Here is a 17,387-nt window from a genome sequence, read left to right as displayed (position 1 = left end):
TCGGCGGACATCTCCCAGCCTCCACACGAGGTACTTCAGCAGCCTGAACTGGGGCGTGACTAGGGTAAGTCCGCATTCGGATATTGTTAGGGCCATAAGCATAATTGTTTCGGGAGGCACAGGTGCTCACGGTGCGATGCCTCGCGACGAGGAGACCCGCATCACAATCAGGGGGAGAAAGAATGAAAGATCTTGTCAGCAAGAAGCGCCGTCTTATCTTGAGCGGGCTGAGCATTGCAGCGCTGGCATCGATGCAGAAGCCGGCAATGGCTCAACGCGGGGCGTGGCCGGATCACCCAATCAAGCTCGTGGTGCCAGTCGCCCCTGGCGGAGTTGCAGACGCTATCGCGCGCCGATTTGCAAAGAACGTGGCGGAACAGCTTGGGCAGCAGATCGTCGTGGAGAATCGCCCCGGCGCCAGCACGATCATCGGAACCCTTGCCGTTGCGAAGGCCCCACCGGACGGCTATACGATTCTCCTCGCACAGACCGCTCATATCCAGAATCCAATTCATTTCAAGAAGGTCGCCTATGATCCGCTGAAGGATTTCACGCCTCTGGGCAGGATCGGACTAAGCGCAACGGTTGTTGTGGTTCGTCCCGATTTGGGCATAAAGAATGTCGATGAATTCGTTAAAGCCGCTCGAGGTAAGCGCTGGAGCTATGGCGCAGGGTCAACCGGACCGCAGGTGATTTTGGAGATTTTCAATAAGGAGAATGATCTGGGAATGACCGGGGTATTGTACAAAGGGGAGTCTCCTGCCCTTACCGATCTGCTTGGTGGCCAGATTGAGATGGGATTGTTTTCCGTGTTTGCTGCCAAGAGCTACCTGCTCTCCGGCAAGCTCACGCCCATTGCCGTTATCGGCGAAAAGCGGGTGGCCTCACTGCCAAATGTGCCGACGTTTGCCGAGCAAGGGCACAACGAGATGAGCTATGGGGGAGGCTGGTATGCCTTTTTGGCCCCGGCGAACGTACCGCCGGAAATTGCAGGCCGTCTGAGCCGGGCTATCAAGGCATTCCTCGACAACCCGGTCGAGAGAAAGTACCTGGAGGATATGGACGTTATTGTAAATTGGACTAATGGTAATGCGTTCGCGCCACAAATGAGGCAGGACATGGAGGCTTGGCGCGGGATGGTAAATCGCTCCAAGGTTGTTATAGATCAGTAATTTTCCGGAGGAGGATGAGGATATCTGCCATCGCACCGTGGACGTCAATGTCCGAAGCCTGTGGTTTTGCGTGAAGGGCCAGATCGCCCAGATGTCGACGGGGGAGGGCGGGGGACGATTAGGCGCCGCACCTTCAGAAGGCGGCGAGAGATATCCGCTAGGGCGATACAGCACGCCGGAGGAAATTGCTTCGGGCATCCCCTGGCTGAGTTCGGCAGACGCTGCCTCGGTGATTGGCAGCATCATGGCAATTGATGCGGGTTACACGGCGGCAAAATCCGGGCAGCCGGAGCTACTCCGCCTGGGCATCGGCACCGAGATTGTTGATCATCAGGAGCAGCGCACGGCGAGTCGTCTCCACTTCCTTGGCTGGAATGCCATTCAGTGCCAATGCGTTGACTTCTTCGGCAAGCGGAACAAGCAGCTTCTTCAACTTCCTGCCCAGAGGCGTCAGGAACACGTAGATATTCTTGCGGTTGTCGGGCCGCTGCTCGAGACTGACGTAGCCCAGTTTTTCCATGGCTTTGAGGGCGACTACCGTGGTGGGTTCCATCACGCCTGCCTCTATGCTGAGCTCGCGCTTCGTCAGGCCGTCGCGCTCCCATAGGATGCGCAGGAAGGTCCAGTGCCCCAACTGCACATCGTGGCGGGCAAGCCTCGTCTGCAGCGCTCGCAAGAATCCCCGCGTTGCGTCCTTGACGAGATGTGCCATCCGATCGTTGGGGACTGCTTCGTGCCAGTGCCGCAGCATGCGACTGGCAATTTCGGTATCTCTGGTGTTGCTCGGCATGGAAAGGTCCGGAAGCTCTTCAAGAGGAATTTGTTTATGAGCCTAATATTAACACCATGCCGGGAATGGGCTGCGCCGACACGGATCGGCAGGTGGAGATCGCGCGAGCGGAACCGGCGATGTGATTGCCGGATATCCGCTGCAGGATCATGCTACTCCGCGACTACCTGGGCCATCTTGATGGCTTCGGCATAGCGCGCTGTCTCGTCGCCGAGTGCCTTGGCGTAGTCCGCGCTCGACCCGCCCACCGGCTCTATGCCAGCGACGTGCAACTGCGCGATGACTTCGGGCATCTTGACGGCATTCGCGATGGCGTCTGCCATCTGCTTCACCACGGCATCGGGCGTTCCCGCCGCCGCGAGCACGCCAACGGTCACGGCGTAGTCGTACCCGGGCACCACTTCCGAGATCGCCGGAATCTGCGGTGCGAGCTTGGAGCGCTGCAGTGAGTTGGTGCCAAGGATCTTCACCTGGCCAGACTTCACGAAGCCCGATAGCGAGGGCAAGGCGGCGAACACCACTTGCACCTGGTCCCCGATCAGCGCCGGGACGGATTGGCCGGAGCCGCGGAAGGGAATGTGCCTGATATCGATCTTGAGTGAGGCCTTCAGCGCTTCCATCGATAGTTGATGCGTGCTCCCTATGCCGGACGAGCCGTAGTTGAGCTGGCCAGGCTTCGACTTTGCAAGCGCAATGAATGATTGAAGCGAGTTTGCCGGCACACGGGCATTGACGGCTAGAAACAGCGGAGATCTCGCCGCCAATGAGACCGGCACGAAATCGCGCTTGGGCTCATAGGACAGATCCTTGTAGATCGCAGGATTGATTGTCATCATCGACCCGTCGGTGACCAGAAAGGTATAGCCGTCGGCGGGACTCGTCTTGAGCGCCTGCGCAGCTACCACGCCATTGGCGCCGGGACGATTCTCGACCACGAACGGCTTGCCCAGCCGTTGTGTCAATTGCTGCGACAGGATACGGGCAACGGTGTCGGGCAGACCGCCCGGCGCATAGGGAACGATCAGCCGGATCGCCTTGGTAGGCCAGGAATCGGCGCCTGCCAGCGCCGCCGTTGGGGCGAATGCGGCGGCCGTCAGGCATAGGCATAGGCATCGGCACAGCTTGCGCCGTGCGAGATGGTTGGGGGGGCGTCTCATGGTGTCTCCTCTCTTTATATAGTGCGCCGCTATGTCGGGTAAGTCTGATGCGGCAACTCGATGTCCCGGGCCTCACGCGCCGAAGACAGCATCGCGAGGCAGACTTCGAGCGTGGCCTTTGCCCAGGGTCCGCCGTGGATTGGGCGCCGTCCGTGAACGACGGCGTCAATCAGTTCGTCGATGACCTCGAAACGCGGCACCGACGGTGCCGGCAGCGGGATGTGTTCCCGTTCCCTATCGCCATAGACCCAGATGCCGTCTGGCATGGGGCGGATGTCGGCATGCTCGCAGCTGACGATGACCGGCCCGAAGTGCTGGTGAGCGAGCGGGGGAGACGCGCCGGCGGGCGATGTCCAGGATGGCCCGCCGTAGGTGGCGTCCGCCTTGAGTCGTGTTTCCGCCTCGGCCGAGCCGATGCCGGCCAGCCTGCGCCGCGCCTTGCCGTAGTCCTCTTCGTGGGCCGGGAAACCCATTTCGGTGAATCCGCCGTTCCACGGGTCCGAGTCGAAGCGGCCATAGCCGCTATAGGTCAGGGAGGCATAACTCCCGTTCTCGAACCAGAGCATGGCGGAATAGGCGCCTTCGGTCGGTCTGGATGGATCCCATTGGCCAAGCGTCGCCCGGACCCGACTGGCCGGGGAACCGGCGAGCAGGCGGACCACGTCGACCTGATGCGCCGCCTGGCTGAAGACAACTCCGCCGCCAGCCTCGGTCTGAAGTTCCTCCGGGCGCCGCGGCCGGTAGAGAAAGTCCGTGTAGTTCAGGGCGTGGATCATCCGCACCGCGCCGAAGCGGCCCGAGTCGAGCAGGTGACGCGTGTGCAGGTAGGGCGAGTCAAAGCTGTGGCAATGCCCGACGATCATTTGCACGTTGGCCCGAGCGCACGCCTCGATCATCTGGTCGCACTCCGCCATCGACAATGCCATCGGCTTTTCGACCAGCAGGTGCTTGCCATTCGCCGCGGCAAGGCATGCGTGGGCGGCATGAAACTGATGTGGACTGGCTACGTAGACTGCATCGATGGCAGGCGAGCATGCCATCTCGGACAGGTCCTCGTACACCGGGGCGCCGAAATCGCGCGCAAACTGCCGGCGCGCGGTGTCACGCGGGTCGCAGGCGGCGGCGAGGACCACACGCTCGTCCGCGAGGAAGGTGGGCAGCATGAGCGAGAATGCCCGGCCGAGTCCGACGACGCCCAGGCGCACCTTTCCGTCAGGTTTTCGTTTCATAGCTCGATCACGAGTTCGGCGCTTCTCGCACGCGAGACGCAGATCATCACCTGGCCTTCCAGTTCCTCCGGCATCAGGACCATGTCACGGTGGTCCGCCTCGCCCGCCACCAGCGTGGTGCGGCAAGTACCGCAGGTTCCGCTCTCGCAGGAAGAAGGGACCTCGCAGCCATGCTGACGCAGGACATTCAGGATACTCATGCCCACCGGAACCTCGAAGCGCTGTCCGGTACTGTTCAGCACAACATCGAACGGCTTGTCGTCCACGCGCACCTCGCCTCCCTCGTTGAAGCTCTCAAAGTGGATCTTCGTGGCGGGCCAGTGACCCGACATGTCACGCACGGCGTTCATCAGCCCGCGCGGCCCGCAGCAGTAGACGTGCGTGTCGCACGGCTGCTCCAGCACCGGCCACAGGTCGAATGCCTTGTCGGGATCCCCGAAGTCATGATGGATCGTTACCTTGCCCCGGAGTTCGGGTGCCTGCAACGCATCCAGGAACGCGGTGGTCTCCGGTGAGCGCGTGAAATAGTAGAGCTTCCACTTGGCCGTCGACAGTTCCCCAAAGCTGCGGATCATCGACAGGATGGGCGTGATGCCGATGCCACCGGCGATGAAGATGAACGCCCTGGCATTGCCGACGAGAGGGAATGCATTCTCCGGCACGCCAACGGGAAGCAGGTCGCCTTCCCTGGCGTCGTCGCAAAGGCTCACGGAGCCGCCCTGGCCGTCGGCGTCACGCTTCACGGTGATGATGTAACGGTGACGTTCCGCGGGGTCGTTGCACAGCGAGTACTTCCTCGGCAGGCCGTTGGGCGTCTGCACCTTGATATGCGAGCCTGGCGTGAAAGGAGGCAGGTCGGTGCCATCGGGCTGCACGAGCTCGAAGCTGCGGATCCCTTCCGCCGGGTCATGGATGCGGGCGATACGCAAGAGCATCCGCGTATCGGCGAGGGGCTGTGTGATGGTCGTCATAAATCTCTCATTTCAGGCGTCGAACCGCATTGACAGGTCGATGGCGCGCAGCGATTCCCGGTCCACTCCCCCGATGCATCCGCGCGCGCGATCTTGTCAAATGCTGTATGACTCGTAGGTGGACGGGTGAAAGATGTCTTCCACCGGGACCGGGCGCTCGGACAGTCCTTGGCCATGGTGATGCCGTACGAAGGTTTCCAGGGTCCGGCGGTTCGCTTGAACACCGTAGGACCAGTAGTCTTCGCCGAGCGTCTCGCGCGCGCCCTTCAGCATCTCTTCGACAAAGGGCATGGTCACTTTTGTCGCCGACGTGTCGGACAGCTGTTCGAGTGCGTGGGCCTTGGACTGGTTGAACGCCTTGAACACCGCGCCGGGAAGCCAGGGATGGGCTTGCGCCAGGGTCTTCCGGACGCCAACCACGTGCATGATCGGAAAGACACCCGTGCGACGGAAATAGTCCTTGGCTTCCGCGGTGGGATCATCGAACAGCCAGGCAATGTTCTCGTTGCGCAATGCCGTGGCGCCAGGCGGCCGGGGCGCGATAAAGCCGTCGATCTCGCCGCGGTCGAGCATGTCCGAGATCGTGCGTCCTTCCGGCGCGGGCTCGACGCGAACGTCGGGCGGCAACTGGAGCTTGATCTTCTCCGGGCGGCCCGGCGTATCGATGCCGCCGCGCACCCACGTGACGTCGGACGGGTGGACCCCGTACTCGTCCTGGAGGATCGCTCGCGCCCATACGAGCGCGGTGAGCTGGTATTCGGGGATGCCGATGCGGCAGCCTTTCAGGTCTTCGGGCCGCTTGATGCGGTCCTTGCGGACATAGATAGACGTATGGCGGAAAGCACGGGAGAGAAAGACGGGGACGGCGATGTACGGGCAGTCGCCACGCGAGTGCTTGACCAGATAGCTCGAGAAGGAAAGCTCCGTGATATCGAAGTCCTGGCTGCGCATCGCGCGGAAGAACATCTCCTCGGGGGTGAGGGTCATGTAGACCGGATCGACGCCGTCGATCTGGATGCGGCCATCGAGCAGGGCGCGGGTGCGGTCATAGTCGCCCATGGCGACGGAAAGGCGTAGTTTTGTCATCGTGCGATGGCTCCGGGGGCTGGGTCTGATGAATGGAAAGGCGCCGGGAGCGTCCTACGCCGTGATCGAGTAAGAGGGCTCGAACTCCGGCCGGTCCTGGCCATCGGCCCATACGTAGGAGACAGCGAAGGTCCGCCAGTCGTCCGACTTCGGCACGACGGCCTGGAACGCGCAGACGTCGGCGGGAACCGCGTTGGTGCCGGTGCCGATCGCCTCGCCGCCTTCCTGAAAGGCCTTGACGGCATCCAGCATCTGCTTGCGGAACTCGACGATGGCGAGATCGCTGGCACCGAGCCGGTCATGGGTTCGGTCAGCAATCGGCCCCATGGTCAGCCACATTGCCACGTCCTGATTGGGAAAGCCTGAGATGCCGGTGAAGTTGCCAGCCTTCATGGCCTGGCGATCCTGCCAGAAGCGGTTCTCCATATTACGCAGCGGCCGGTAGGACGGGTCCAGGTCGACGCCCACGGTCTGGCGGAGGAACTTGCGCCAGGATTCGGTCTCGGGTGTCTGCGCAGGATGGCCCCAGGCGATAAAGTAGAACGCCGTGTTCGTGTCATCCATCGGGACGTTGACGTTGGCGACGTTGTAGAGATTGTTTGGAGGAATCAATGCCGTCGCGGGGGCAACGAACACGGTCGAGCGGACGTAGTCGTGGGTCTGCGCCTGCTGGATGGGCCGGCGAATGGCTGCATAGCGGAATCCGTAGCCGCCGCGCTGCACCTGCAAGCGCGGCGCCTTGTCGGTCGAGGGACGGAGCCAGAGGTTCGAGGTGGCCTTTGCGCTGCTCACCCGTGCCGGAACCATATCGGAGCTGTGCAGGCTGGAGCTGTGGGCCGAATCGATCGCTCCCTCGAGCACTTGTGCCCAGTTGCATGGCAGGAGCACCTTGGCAATGCTCACCCGGGTCTCTTCGCTCGGCGCCCATTGTGGCGGCGTGAATTCCGGTACCGAATCGGCCGGGCCCATATAGGCCCATACCATCCCGCCCCATTCCTTGTTGGGATACGCCTTGTGCTTGACCTTCTGAGCCATGCAGCTCGAGGGGGGCTCCGAAACCATCTCCAGTACGTTGCCCGCGACGTCCATCTTCCAGCCGTGGTAGAGGCAGCGCAATCCACCTTCTTCGTTGCGCCCGTAGACCAGAGAGGCGCGGCGGTGCGGGCAGTATTCGTCCATCACGCCGACCCGACCATCGCTGTCGCGGAATACCACCAGGTCTTCGCCGAATACGCGAGATTTCACGGGCGCACCGTCAGGTTCCGAAACCTCCTCGATCAGGCATACCGGAGTCCAGTGCCGGCGCATCAGTTGTCCCATCGGCGCGTCGCCTTCGACGCGGCACAGCAGTTCGTTGTCTTCTTTGGTGATCATTTCTGGGCACTCCTGGCGGACGTCTCCCGGGTAGGGTCGGTCGTGCACATCGGTTGTTTTGGTTAATAAAACTTAGTTGACTAAGCATAATGAGGTGGGGCGGCGATGGCAAGAAGGCAGAACGAAAACCAAGGGAATATACTTAGTGGCATAAGTATATTTTCAGGGGTGCGGGCTCGGCGGGCTTATGCGAAAGCCGGCATCGGCCGAGCGGATGGGGGGGCGAAGGATAGGGTAATGGGGAGCCGTCACGCGAGCGGGCGCGTCTGGCATGGCGCGGGAGGCACAAATATCGCGGGCGAGATGCCCGACATGCCCGTCCGGGTCGGGCACCGCTGGTACATCGGCCGCCTGGTTGGTTCGGCGGCTACTCCGCCAAGGACGGATTGTTCGCGCAACTGTGGGTGTGCAAGCCGGAGGAGGATGCGCAAGCGCAGGCCTACTCCGTCAAGGGCTTGCGCACCGCTGTCGCCGGCAGGATCAAGACCTCGATCGGCAAGGTGGAAGGCGACAACGGCATGTGATGGGTCCCTCGCCGCCCGGCAGCCGGATCATTCGCTGATCTCGACCTCCATGTTGGTGATGGTCGGGAAGTGCTTGTTCTGCTTCAGGTTGACGGTGAACGCCACCCCCTTGCGCTTGCCTGCCATGAAGCCGGTATTGCCATCCAGGTCGGACACGGCATCCTGCAGCGGCGGCGTCAGTTGCTTGTAGAAGGCCAGCACCTGCTCGATGCTGTCGGTGGTTTGCAGCCTGAGCACGCGCCTGGCCTTGGCGTTGCTCAAGGCATCCTGCGCGGTGCGATGGACGATTGCCCGCGGGTACAGCGGCACTTGCGGCGAGAATCCCTTGGTGAGCCTGATCGGCTTGGCCGTCGTGTTGCCGGCATCCAGCGTGATGGTCTCCACCTTGGCGATCTTCTCGCCGCCGTCGGTCTGCAGGTCTTCGGGCACGTCCTGGCTCCACGTCACCAGCGGTTGTGCCTTGGCGCGATCGAAGCCGGGCCGCAGGAAGACCGACAGCAGGCCGTGCTCGTCGTCCTGGCAGCCGTTCTTGCCGCACTCGCGGTGCACCAGCGCCGCGGCCAGCACGTCGCCGCGCCCGTCCACCAGCACGGCCGCGCGTTCGGCGCCGTCCGACAACTGGCGGCGCGACGACAACAGGCGCTGGCCGTCGGGGAGTTCCTGTTCGGCCCGGTTGGTGCGCGACTGCAGTCCGGACAGGATCTGCTCGGCCAGCAAGCCATCCTCCCAGTAGTAGGTACCGGACGCGTTGCCCGCAAACCGGGTCACGGCGAGATCCAGCGCGGGGGCATCCCTCGTTTCCCTGGGGCTGGTGTCCAGGACCAGGACGGCATCGGCGGCCAGGGCATAGGGCGCGGCGCCGAGGGTGGAGAGCAGCAAAGCCAGTGCGGCGCAGTGGGCGGGACGAAATCGAAGAGTCATGCGGTGAGCGGAAAAAGTAACGATGTCAGGCCGGGTAACAAGTAAAACGGACGCCGGAGCGCCCGTTTTGACGGAAGGCTGCGAAGCCTCATGTGATTAAAAGTATACTTGGTAATGCCGGGTAGTTGAAGCCGGCCACGGATGACGGTGGCGGCGACGACGACAGGTGGATCGAATAACCCTGCATTTGAATGGATGCATAGCGAGATATGAACAAGAAGATTTCAGTATTCCTGATGGCCGCCGGCACGATCGGGCTTTCCGCACCGGCTCACGCACAGGCGGACCCGGCTGTGCTCAAGGGTATGTATGAGATGTCCCGCAACGTCGCTGGCCTCACCAGCTACTGTGTCGGAAAGGGCTTCCTGAAAGCGGACAGCATCAAGAACGCCAGGAAGATGGTGGCTTTGATGGCGGGGCTTCCCGGCGTCGACACGAGCGGGGGCGATGCCAGCGAGGCTGCGGGTTTGCGCGGCAAGGTGAGGCTGTCCGACGGCAAGGAAGAAGGGATTGAAGGCAGCCCGCTCGGCGCCAGGCAGTGGTGCAAAGACTCGGCGCAAGGTGTGTCGGACGGCTTGAAGAGCGCTGCTGCCGGCTGATCGCGCGGCCGCGCAGAGACAGCCTTCGGCGGCTTCGATGCCAACCGCGCAGGCGCCGCCCGGTACCGCGCCCGGGCTCCCGCGCAAAACCGCATATCGACACGCGTTCTTATTCCTTAAGGATTGAACCGCCACGGGGTAAGTTCATGTTCCAGCCGCATGGCGCCTTTCATCCCGGCGCCGCGGCGTTACCGAGAACCAGGAACAGGAGCCTACGATGAGCGTGGAAATCATTGGCATGATCCAGAGCCAGAAGCAGTCGGAAATCCATCCGGCCAGCGGCCCGGCGGTGGATCGCGACTATGTGCGGGCGTTTGCGCAAGCGCATGAGAACGCCGGTTTCGACCGCGTGCTGGTGCCGCATCACTCCACCGGCCCTTCCGCCACACTCACCATCGCCTACGCGGCAGCCGTGACCGAGCGGGTGCATTTCATGCTGGCGCATCGTCCGGGCTTTACCGCTCCCACGCTGGCGGCCAGGCAGATTGCTTCGCTCGACCAGTTCAGCGGCGGCCGGCTGGGCGTGCATTTCATCTCCGGCGGCTCGGATTCGGAGCAGCGGCGCGACGGCGATTTCCTCGGCCACGACGAGCGCTATGCGCGTACCGATGAATACCTAGGCATCCTGCGGCGCGTCTGGACGGAGGACAAGCCGTTTGACCACGAAGGCACGTATTACCGCTTTACCCAGGGCTTCTCGGAAGTGAAGCCGGCCCAGAAGCCGCATGTGCCGATCTTCTTCGGCGGTGCTTCGGACGCGGCGATTGAAGTTGCCGGACGTCATGCCGATGTCTACGCACTGTGGGGCGAATCGCTCGACCAGGTCCGCGACATCACCACGCGGGTGCGCGCCGAAGCCGCCAGGCATGGGCGGCAGGTGCGCTTCTCGGTCTCGTTCCGGCCGATCCTGGCGGAAACCGAGACGGCGGCATGGGCCCGCGCCAATGCCATCCTCGAAGAAACGCGCCGCCTGCGCGCGGCGGCCGGCCTGGAGCAGGGCGGCCCGCAGCAAAGCGAAGGCGCGCGCCGCCTGCTGGCCGCCGCCGACAAGGGCCCGCGCGTGGACAAGCGCCTGTGGACGGAGATCGCCAGGCTGACCGGCGCGCGCTCCAACTCCACGGCACTGGTCGGCACGCCGGAGCAGGTAGCCGATGCACTGCTGGACTATTACGACCTTGGTGTGACCACGTTCCTGATCCGCGGCTTCGATCCGCTGGAGGATGCCGTGGACTATGGCCGCGAGTTGATTCCGCGCGTGCGCGAACTGGTGGCGCAGCGCGGTGCCGCCACCGGCGCCGGCCGCAAGGCGGCCTGAAGGGGATGACGAGCGGCACCATGACGACATCACGAAGACAATTCCTGCGCTACGGCGCGGCGGCTGCCGCGAGCGGCGCCTTGCCGTTTTCCGTTTCCGCCCAGGGGCGGCCCGTGCTCAAGGCCGGCGACCAGAAGGGCGGCTTGCGGGCGCTGCTGGAAAGCGCCGGCGAGCTGAAGGGCCTCGCCTACGACATCCAGTGGACGGAGTTTCCGGCCGCCGCGCCATTGGCCGAAGCGCTCAATGCGGGCGCCGTGGATTCCGGCCCGATCGGCGACGCGCCCGCCATTTTCGCGCTGGCCGCCGGCACGCCCATCAAGATCATCGGCGCCAACCGCTCGGACCCGTTCGGCACCGCCGTGCTGGTGCGCGCCGATTCGCCACTCAAGACGGCGGCGGACCTGCGCGGCAAGAGCATCGGCACCAATCGTGGCTCCATCGGCCATTTCGTCGCCCTGAAGGCGCTGGAATCGGCCGGGCTCAAGCCAGAGGATGCCAGCCTGCGCTTCCTGCCGCCTGCGGACGCCAAGCTTGCCCTGGTCAACGGCTCGGTCGATGCGTGGGCCACCTGGGAGCCCTACACCGCGCTGGCCGAGACCAGCGGCCACGCACGCGTGCTGGTCAGCGGACGCGGGCTGTGGTCGGGGCTGAGCTACCTGGCGGTGACGGACAGCGCGCTGGCTGCCAAGCGTGAAGTGCTGCGCGATTTCCTGCAGCGCGTGGTGCGCGCGCAAGTGTGGTCGTACCAGCATGTGGACAGCTTTTCCGCCGCGCTGGCGCGCATCGTCGGCATCCCGCCGGAGGCGGCGAGGCTGCAGTTCGAACGGCGCCATACGCAATGGCGCAATATCGATGCGCAGTTGATCGCCGAGCAGCAGCGCACGGCGGATTTCTACCTGAAGGCCGGGCTGCTCAAGCAGCGGCTGGATGTACGGACGACGTTCGACACCAGCTTCCCGCTGGCTGCCTGAGCGGGTATTCTCGCGCCGCTGGCGACTAGTGCAGYGGCAGCACGAGATCGGATTCACGCAGGCTGACCACCCGGTTGCGGCCGCTGCGCTTGGCCTGGTACAGCGCCTCGTCCGCGCGGGCATAGGCCTGTTCGAAGCTGGTGCCGGGCGGGTTCCAGCTCACGCCGAAACTGGCCGTCACCTGCAGGCTCCGGGGCAGCGCAAACGCGTGGTTGGCGATATGCAGCCGCATGCGTTCCGCGAGCTTGACCGCGGCGTCGAGCGTGCGCCCCGGCAGCAATGCGGCGAACTCCTCGCCGCCCACCCGGCCAATCAGCCCGCCGTCCGGCACGGTTTGCTCCAGGCAGTCGACGACACCGCGAATCACGGCGTCGCCCACCGGATGGCCAAGCGTGTCGTTGASCCGCTTGAARTGGTCGATGTCGAGCACGATCAKCGACAGGCTGCCGCCGGCAAGCAACGTCCCGGCCCGCTCGATGATGGCGCCGCGGTTCAGCGCGCCAGTGAGCGTATCCCGCGTCGCGCGGAACTCCAGTTCGCGCGCCAGGTCCTGCAGCCGGTGGTTGAGCCGGTTCATTTCCAGCTCTTCGCGGTCGCTGCGCCGTATCAGGCGCCGTGTCTCGCGCATCAGCCGTTCGTAATGGCCAATCAGGTCGCCGAGCGTGTCGCGGTACGCCTGGGCGCCGGCATCGGGATTGGCGAATACCGCCCTGGCACCGGCCAGGACGCTGTTTTCCGACTCGAAAAGATCTGGCTCGGTCATGCGCGGCTCAGCTTGTCGTCGTGGCGTGGTCGAAGAATGCGATGGCCGGAAAATCGGCGTGCAGGTCCTGGCCGAATTCCAGGATGGTGTCATCGTCCACGTCGTGATACCAGTGCAACGTCACCCGGTTGCCCTTGTCGGCCGCATCGTTCATGGCATCGAACATGCTGAACAGCACCTTGGTGCTGGAGCTGTTGAAGTACGTCAGCGCAACGTGGACGGTGACCTCCGTATCCTCGCACGCAGCCAGGTACTTGCGCAGGCGCAGAATCACGTCGCCGTAGAACACGGCGGCATTCTCAGGATAGGACTCGCCCCTGAGCGAGAGGGTGTGCTGCTTGAAATCGAAGCTCACCTCGGGCGAGGTCGGCGTGGCGGCTATGAACAGGTTTTCCATCAGATTCCCTTTCGATCCCGTTCAGATTGTTCAGATGGTTGCGGTGAGGAAGAACATGGTCGAGACCGGGTCCGTATCGATAGGCTGGAAGCTGTACTCCAGCGGCGCGCTGGCGTCGCGGGCCACCGTCAGGAAACCGAGGCCTGCGCCCTTGCTGCCTTCCGGCGCCTCCGCGCGCATGGTTTCCTTGTACGCCTGCTTGATCTGGTCCAGCGTCATGCTGCGCAACGGCTCCAGCGCGGCGCGCAGTTGTCCCACCCTGGCGACCGCCACCGGGTTGGAGCACATCAGCCGGTAGCGGTCGTCGACCATGCAAATGCAGACCGAGCCGTGCCGCAGCTGGTTGCTGTCCTGCGTGGGCGGGGTCAGCGCATCGGACGAGTAATGGACGATGTTCTGCGCCATCTCCACGAACGAGGAGAAGAGCTTGCGCCGGGTCGATCCGTCCACGCCGCTTACCGTCAGTTGCAGCCGCACCGCATCCGACATCGCCGCGATGATGTTCTGGGAGAAATAGCCGACGTAGTAGAAGATCACGTTGCGTTCCCTGGCCATTTCAAAGAATGGGCCATATTCGTTGTCAATCGAATTACCGTTCATATCTGGACTATCGAACGCGAACTATTGAACGCGAAAACAGAAGAAAGTGAGATCGTCGCGGCGGCGATGATGGCCTTGCCATGCGCGATACTGATCCAGCACCGCCTGGTTGATCTGAGCCGCCGAGGCATGCCGGCTTGCCCGGATCGCTTCGCGGATACGGCGCTTGCCAAAGGCAATCTCCTTGGGGCCGCCGATCTGGTCGATCAGCCCGTCGGTGGTCACGAACACCACGCCGCCAGGCTGGGTCTGGATCACGCGGTTCCGCCACGCAAAGTCCAGGTCTGTGTCGACATAGCCGACGCCCATGCGCTCGCCGTCCAGGATCTCGCCTTCTTCGTCGCCGGGCTGCAGCACGAACAAGGCGCTCTTGGCACCGGCGAACGCGAGCCGCCGGCTAGCGTTGTCGAACCAGAAGAACGCCGCATCCATGCCGTCATTGGACCCGGGCGTGTCGTCGTCGCCATCGATCTGGCCCAGCATCTGCTTGATGCCACGGTTCACCGCCGCCAGCAGCGCACCGGGGTCGCGCGGGCCGCGCTGCTCGATGGCCTGGATCAGGATGGACGAGGAAATCAGGGTCAGGAACGCGCCCGGCACGCCGTGGCCGGTGCAATCGGCCAGCGCGGCGAACCAGCCGTCTTCAAAGGCGGCAAAGTGATAGAAATCCCCGCCGACCACATCGCGTGGCTCCCACACCAGGCTGGCGTCGCCAAGCGTTTTGGCAAGCGCCTCGCGCGAGGGGCGCAGCATCGAACGCTGGATGGTGCTGGCGTAGTCGATGCTGTGCATGATCTGGCGGTTCTTCTCGGCCTGCATGTCCGCGACCACGCGCATCAGCTGCAAGCCATGCCCGATGCCAAGGAAGCGGCCGTCCCGCGCGATGATGAAGCCGTCGGCAAGCGCCTTCTCGCCATACTCCACCGCCTTGAAGGTCAGGGCCTCGATGCTCATCGCGGCATCGACCACCAGCGGCTCCTTGTCCATGAAGGCGATGCAGCTCTTGCGGTTATACAGCTCCCGGTGATAAGGCTTGCTCATCTGCGACATGAAGATCGCGCGATTGATCAGGCCGATCGGCGTGCCGTTCTCGGTCACCGGCAGGCTGGCAAGGTCCCGGTGCTTGCCGAACACATCCAGCACTTCCTGGTTGTTCTGCTCCGTGGTCACCGATGGCGTGGTGACGCAGAGATCCTCGGCACAGGGCTGCCGAAAGCGGGAACGAGCCAAGTGTGAGTCAACCGGAACGTCAGGCATCGCCAGGGCATTCGGACTATTGGGAAGCCGCCGATTGTATGGCGCGCGCATGACGGTTGCGTGACATGTGGCGCGCGGCCCATCCTGCTGGATGTAGTGTCGCTAGCCACCGTTAGTCGGTTGCCGGCGCGCTCGCTTCCTTTAGTGCCGCCGCGTCATACTCACGCGCCGAGTCGGCGGCGCGGCCCTTTCCCAGCACGCGGAAGGTGGCCGGATCGGCGCCGTCGATCGCCACCAGGTTCACATAGCCGACGATGTAGGCGTGCTTACGGTCGCGCGCGAAGTCGGCGTCGAGGAATTCGAGGGTGGGCAGGTGCACGCGCCTGGCCGATACCGGGCGGCGCCCGAAGAAGAGCTGCTCGCCGGCCAGCAGGAAGCCGGGGTGGGGCACCTGCAGCGTATCGTGCGGCGCGTCGACCTTGAGCGGCTTGTCGTCGCAGAACAACTGTGCGTCGTCCCACGCGTAGCAGCCTGCGATGCGCAAGGTATCGGGGTTCACGCCTTTTTTGGCCTTGCCGCGATGGAAGGCGCGGCTGGCATCCCGGGCCCACGAGTGCTGCAGCACGGTAAAGCCGGCGGGATCGACCTTGCGCAGGGCTTGCGGCGTTTCATAGTGGTTCGGTGCGTAGAACACGCTGGCGCCGTCGCTGAGATAGCCGTCCCCCAGCGCTTGCAAGCTGGATATCGGTCGCGAGGAAAGCGGGGTCAGTTCGCATGAGCCTTCGCTGTACCGGTGCAGCCAGTGGATACCGTGCGCGTCGCCACAGAACACGCCGGTAAGGCCGTGGCCGACGGGCAGTTCCCGCGCGGCAAAGGTGTCCGGATCGAGCCCGGTGAGGCGATGGCCGTCGTATCGCACATCGCGCGTTGGCGTGGCTTCTGCGGCTGGCGCCTGCAGGCGGTGCCACCAGTAATCCTGCAGCGTGGGGAGAGCGGTGAAGAAGTCCCGCCAGCGCTCCACCTCGTCCTGGTCGAGCGCGGTCCTGCGCTTGCCTTCGTCGATCGGGCCGGTCTTGTCGGTCATGCGCAGCGGCCCGTCGCCATTGGGCGCCACCACCAGGCTGGCGCGGTCGGCATCGATGCGCTGGCCGAAGTAGTAGACATGCCCGGCATCCGCAATGTAGTTGCCCGGGAGGCCCACTACGGTGGCGCCGTCGGCGCCGATCACGCGCTTGCCGTTGAAGTAGGCCGACTCTGCGTCCACCGCGTAATAAGCATGCGTGCAGGCCACCGGCTGCAGCGGGCCGCTCTCTGGCCAGTGCCAGCCCTGGTAGGTGAGCGGCCGGAAGGCCTGCGGGCTGCGGGTGCGGATGGTCTTGCCGGTAATGATGTATGCCTGGCGCGCATCGCGGGCGTAGCGCTCGTTCAGGACTTCGAAGGTGGCTAGATCGGCGTCTTCGATCCGGTAGAAGTAGTACCAGGCCGTGCCGCTGCCTTGCTGGGCCTGCACGATGACGTGCTCGCCGTCGGTGAACCAGCGTCCGTCGATGCAGCGAAATGCCTGCGGGCGGGCGATGGGCAGCGGGTTGCCGTCCTTCCCCCAGAGCGGCCGGTCGTTGTATGACCAGATCACGGTATCGCCTTCGATGAAGTACGAAGGATGGTTGGTTGGCTGGCGCGATGCAGTCATGAAAGGCCGTCCTGAATGCCGAGTGGAGCAAGGTCGACATGGTAAGTGGTAATCCCGCACAGGCCAATGTTCTCCGCTTTTCATTATTGCAATTAACGGCCAGAAATTTTCCCCGCCCATATGTAACGCGCCGGCCGCTTGCGGCCGGCGGCAGAGGCGTGCAGGATGTGGGGCGGTAAGCAAAACCCATCAATGAATTGGACGAACTGGAGACCTTATGCCGTACATGCTGCTCATCGTCGAGCCGATTGGCCAGCGCGCCGGGCGCACCCCGGAACAGGGGCGCGAAGCCTACGCCAGCATGCAGCGCTTTGCCGAAGGCCTGAATGCGCGCGGGGCGCTGCTGGGCGTCAACTCCCTCACCTCGGAAACCAACGGTGTGCGCGTGCAGGTGAGGGAGGGGCGGCGCGACCTGCTTGACGGCCCGTTCGCCGAGGCCAAGGAAATGATCGGCGGCTACTTCCTGATCGACTGCGCCACGCAGGACGAAGCCATCRCCATCGCCGCCGAATGCCCCGCCGCGGCGTGGTGCACCGTGGAAGTCCGCGAGGTTGGCCCTTGCTTCATGTAAGGCCGCAGGGGGACCGCGGCGTGGCGCAGATTAGGTAGTTACCCTGCGTCGGGGATTTTT

At 63.8% G+C, this 17,387-nt stretch carries 18 protein-coding genes; 6 read left to right on the top strand and 12 right to left on the bottom strand.

Annotated features, from left to right (window positions below):
* Positions 1-182 precede the first annotated feature (182 nt).
* Positions 183-1,172 (top strand): Bug family tripartite tricarboxylate transporter substrate binding protein, encoded by a 990-nt coding sequence (locus tag AC1DN0_RS29335; protein WP_441630325.1) that lies wholly within the window; start codon positions 183-185, stop codon positions 1,170-1,172.
* A 292-nt stretch (positions 1,173-1,464) separates the two neighbouring features.
* Here the strand turns inward: AC1DN0_RS29335 and AC1DN0_RS29330 are convergent, their stop codons facing one another.
* The 6 genes from AC1DN0_RS29330 to AC1DN0_RS29305 form a co-directional block, all read right to left on the bottom strand.
* Positions 1,465-1,962 (bottom strand): MarR family winged helix-turn-helix transcriptional regulator, encoded by a 498-nt coding sequence (locus AC1DN0_RS29330; protein WP_035870275.1) that lies wholly within the window; start codon positions 1,960-1,962, stop codon positions 1,465-1,467.
* Positions 1,963-2,114: 152 nt separating this feature from the next.
* Positions 2,115-3,119, bottom strand: a complete 1,005-nt coding sequence (locus AC1DN0_RS29325) for a Bug family tripartite tricarboxylate transporter substrate binding protein (protein ID WP_441630322.1) — start codon at positions 3,117-3,119, stop codon at positions 2,115-2,117.
* Between the two features lie 29 nt (positions 3,120-3,148).
* Positions 3,149-4,348 (bottom strand): Gfo/Idh/MocA family protein, encoded by a 1,200-nt coding sequence (locus AC1DN0_RS29320; RefSeq protein WP_441630320.1) that lies wholly within the window; start codon positions 4,346-4,348, stop codon positions 3,149-3,151.
* Positions 4,345-5,319 carry a PDR/VanB family oxidoreductase gene (locus AC1DN0_RS29315; RefSeq protein ID WP_477103917.1) on the bottom strand — a complete coding sequence of 325 codons (975 nt, stop codon included), beginning with the start codon at positions 5,317-5,319 and terminating at the stop codon, positions 4,345-4,347. The genes AC1DN0_RS29320 and AC1DN0_RS29315 overlap by 4 nt, the downstream gene beginning before the upstream one ends.
* Before the next feature lie 96 nt (positions 5,320-5,415).
* Positions 5,416-6,405 carry a substrate-binding domain-containing protein gene (locus tag AC1DN0_RS29310; protein ID WP_441630316.1) on the bottom strand — a complete coding sequence of 330 codons (990 nt, stop codon included), beginning with the start codon at positions 6,403-6,405 and terminating at the stop codon, positions 5,416-5,418.
* A 54-nt stretch (positions 6,406-6,459) separates the two neighbouring features.
* Positions 6,460-7,779: a Rieske 2Fe-2S domain-containing protein gene (locus AC1DN0_RS29305; RefSeq protein ID WP_441630314.1), complete on the bottom strand. Its 1,320-nt coding sequence runs from the start codon at positions 7,777-7,779 to the stop codon at positions 6,460-6,462.
* 386 nt (positions 7,780-8,165) lie between these two features.
* Between AC1DN0_RS29305 and AC1DN0_RS29300 the strand changes: the two genes are divergently transcribed.
* Positions 8,166-8,303 carry a hypothetical protein gene (locus AC1DN0_RS29300; protein WP_441630313.1) on the top strand — a complete coding sequence of 46 codons (138 nt, stop codon included), beginning with the start codon at positions 8,166-8,168 and terminating at the stop codon, positions 8,301-8,303.
* Positions 8,304-8,330: 27 nt separating this feature from the next.
* Here AC1DN0_RS29300 and AC1DN0_RS29295 read toward each other — a convergent pair whose 3' ends face one another.
* Positions 8,331-9,224: a hypothetical protein gene (locus tag AC1DN0_RS29295; protein ID WP_441630311.1), complete on the bottom strand. Its 894-nt coding sequence runs from the start codon at positions 9,222-9,224 to the stop codon at positions 8,331-8,333.
* A 209-nt stretch (positions 9,225-9,433) separates the two neighbouring features.
* Here AC1DN0_RS29295 and AC1DN0_RS29290 point away from each other — a divergent pair, with 209 nt between their 5' ends.
* The 3 genes from AC1DN0_RS29290 (at position 9,434) to AC1DN0_RS29280 (ending at position 12,109) form a co-directional block, all read left to right on the top strand.
* Positions 9,434-9,823 (top strand): hypothetical protein, encoded by a 390-nt coding sequence (locus AC1DN0_RS29290; protein WP_441630309.1) that lies wholly within the window; start codon positions 9,434-9,436, stop codon positions 9,821-9,823.
* 217 nt (positions 9,824-10,040) lie between these two features.
* Complete coding sequence (locus AC1DN0_RS29285; protein WP_477103914.1) at positions 10,041-11,138, top strand: LLM class flavin-dependent oxidoreductase; 1,098 nt, start codon at positions 10,041-10,043, stop codon at positions 11,136-11,138.
* Between the two features lie 20 nt (positions 11,139-11,158).
* Entirely contained in the window at positions 11,159-12,109 is a 951-nt protein-coding gene (locus AC1DN0_RS29280; RefSeq protein ID WP_441630305.1) for an ABC transporter substrate-binding protein, read from the top strand.
* A gap of 25 nt (positions 12,110-12,134) precedes the next feature.
* Here the strand turns inward: AC1DN0_RS29280 and AC1DN0_RS29275 are convergent, their stop codons facing one another.
* From AC1DN0_RS29275 to AC1DN0_RS29255, 5 genes are all read right to left on the bottom strand, one after another.
* Positions 12,135-12,872 (bottom strand): GGDEF domain-containing protein, encoded by a 738-nt coding sequence (locus AC1DN0_RS29275; RefSeq protein ID WP_477146203.1) that lies wholly within the window; start codon positions 12,870-12,872, stop codon positions 12,135-12,137.
* A 7-nt stretch (positions 12,873-12,879) separates the two neighbouring features.
* Positions 12,880-13,269 carry a DUF1987 domain-containing protein gene (locus AC1DN0_RS29270; RefSeq protein WP_035870302.1) on the bottom strand — a complete coding sequence of 130 codons (390 nt, stop codon included), beginning with the start codon at positions 13,267-13,269 and terminating at the stop codon, positions 12,880-12,882.
* Between the two features lie 30 nt (positions 13,270-13,299).
* Complete coding sequence (locus AC1DN0_RS29265) at positions 13,300-13,869, bottom strand: SiaB family protein kinase (protein ID WP_441630301.1); 570 nt, start codon at positions 13,867-13,869, stop codon at positions 13,300-13,302.
* A 21-nt stretch (positions 13,870-13,890) separates the two neighbouring features.
* Positions 13,891-15,126, bottom strand: a complete 1,236-nt coding sequence (locus AC1DN0_RS29260) for a SpoIIE family protein phosphatase (protein WP_441630299.1) — start codon at positions 15,124-15,126, stop codon at positions 13,891-13,893.
* A 112-nt stretch (positions 15,127-15,238) separates the two neighbouring features.
* Positions 15,239-16,756, bottom strand: coding sequence for a DKNYY domain-containing protein (locus AC1DN0_RS29255; protein WP_441630297.1), 1,518 nt, complete (start codon positions 16,754-16,756; stop codon positions 15,239-15,241).
* 217 nt (positions 16,757-16,973) lie between these two features.
* Between AC1DN0_RS29255 and AC1DN0_RS29250 the strand changes: the two genes are divergently transcribed.
* Positions 16,974-17,327 (top strand): YciI family protein, encoded by a 354-nt coding sequence (locus tag AC1DN0_RS29250; RefSeq protein WP_477146202.1) that lies wholly within the window; start codon positions 16,974-16,976, stop codon positions 17,325-17,327.
* Positions 17,328-17,387 lie beyond the last annotated feature (60 nt).

It is taken from the genome of Cupriavidus sp. 05N39, assembly GCF_056397325.1.
The sequence above is the reverse complement of the archived record's forward strand: the minus strand, read 5'-3'. Positions and strand labels throughout refer to the sequence as shown.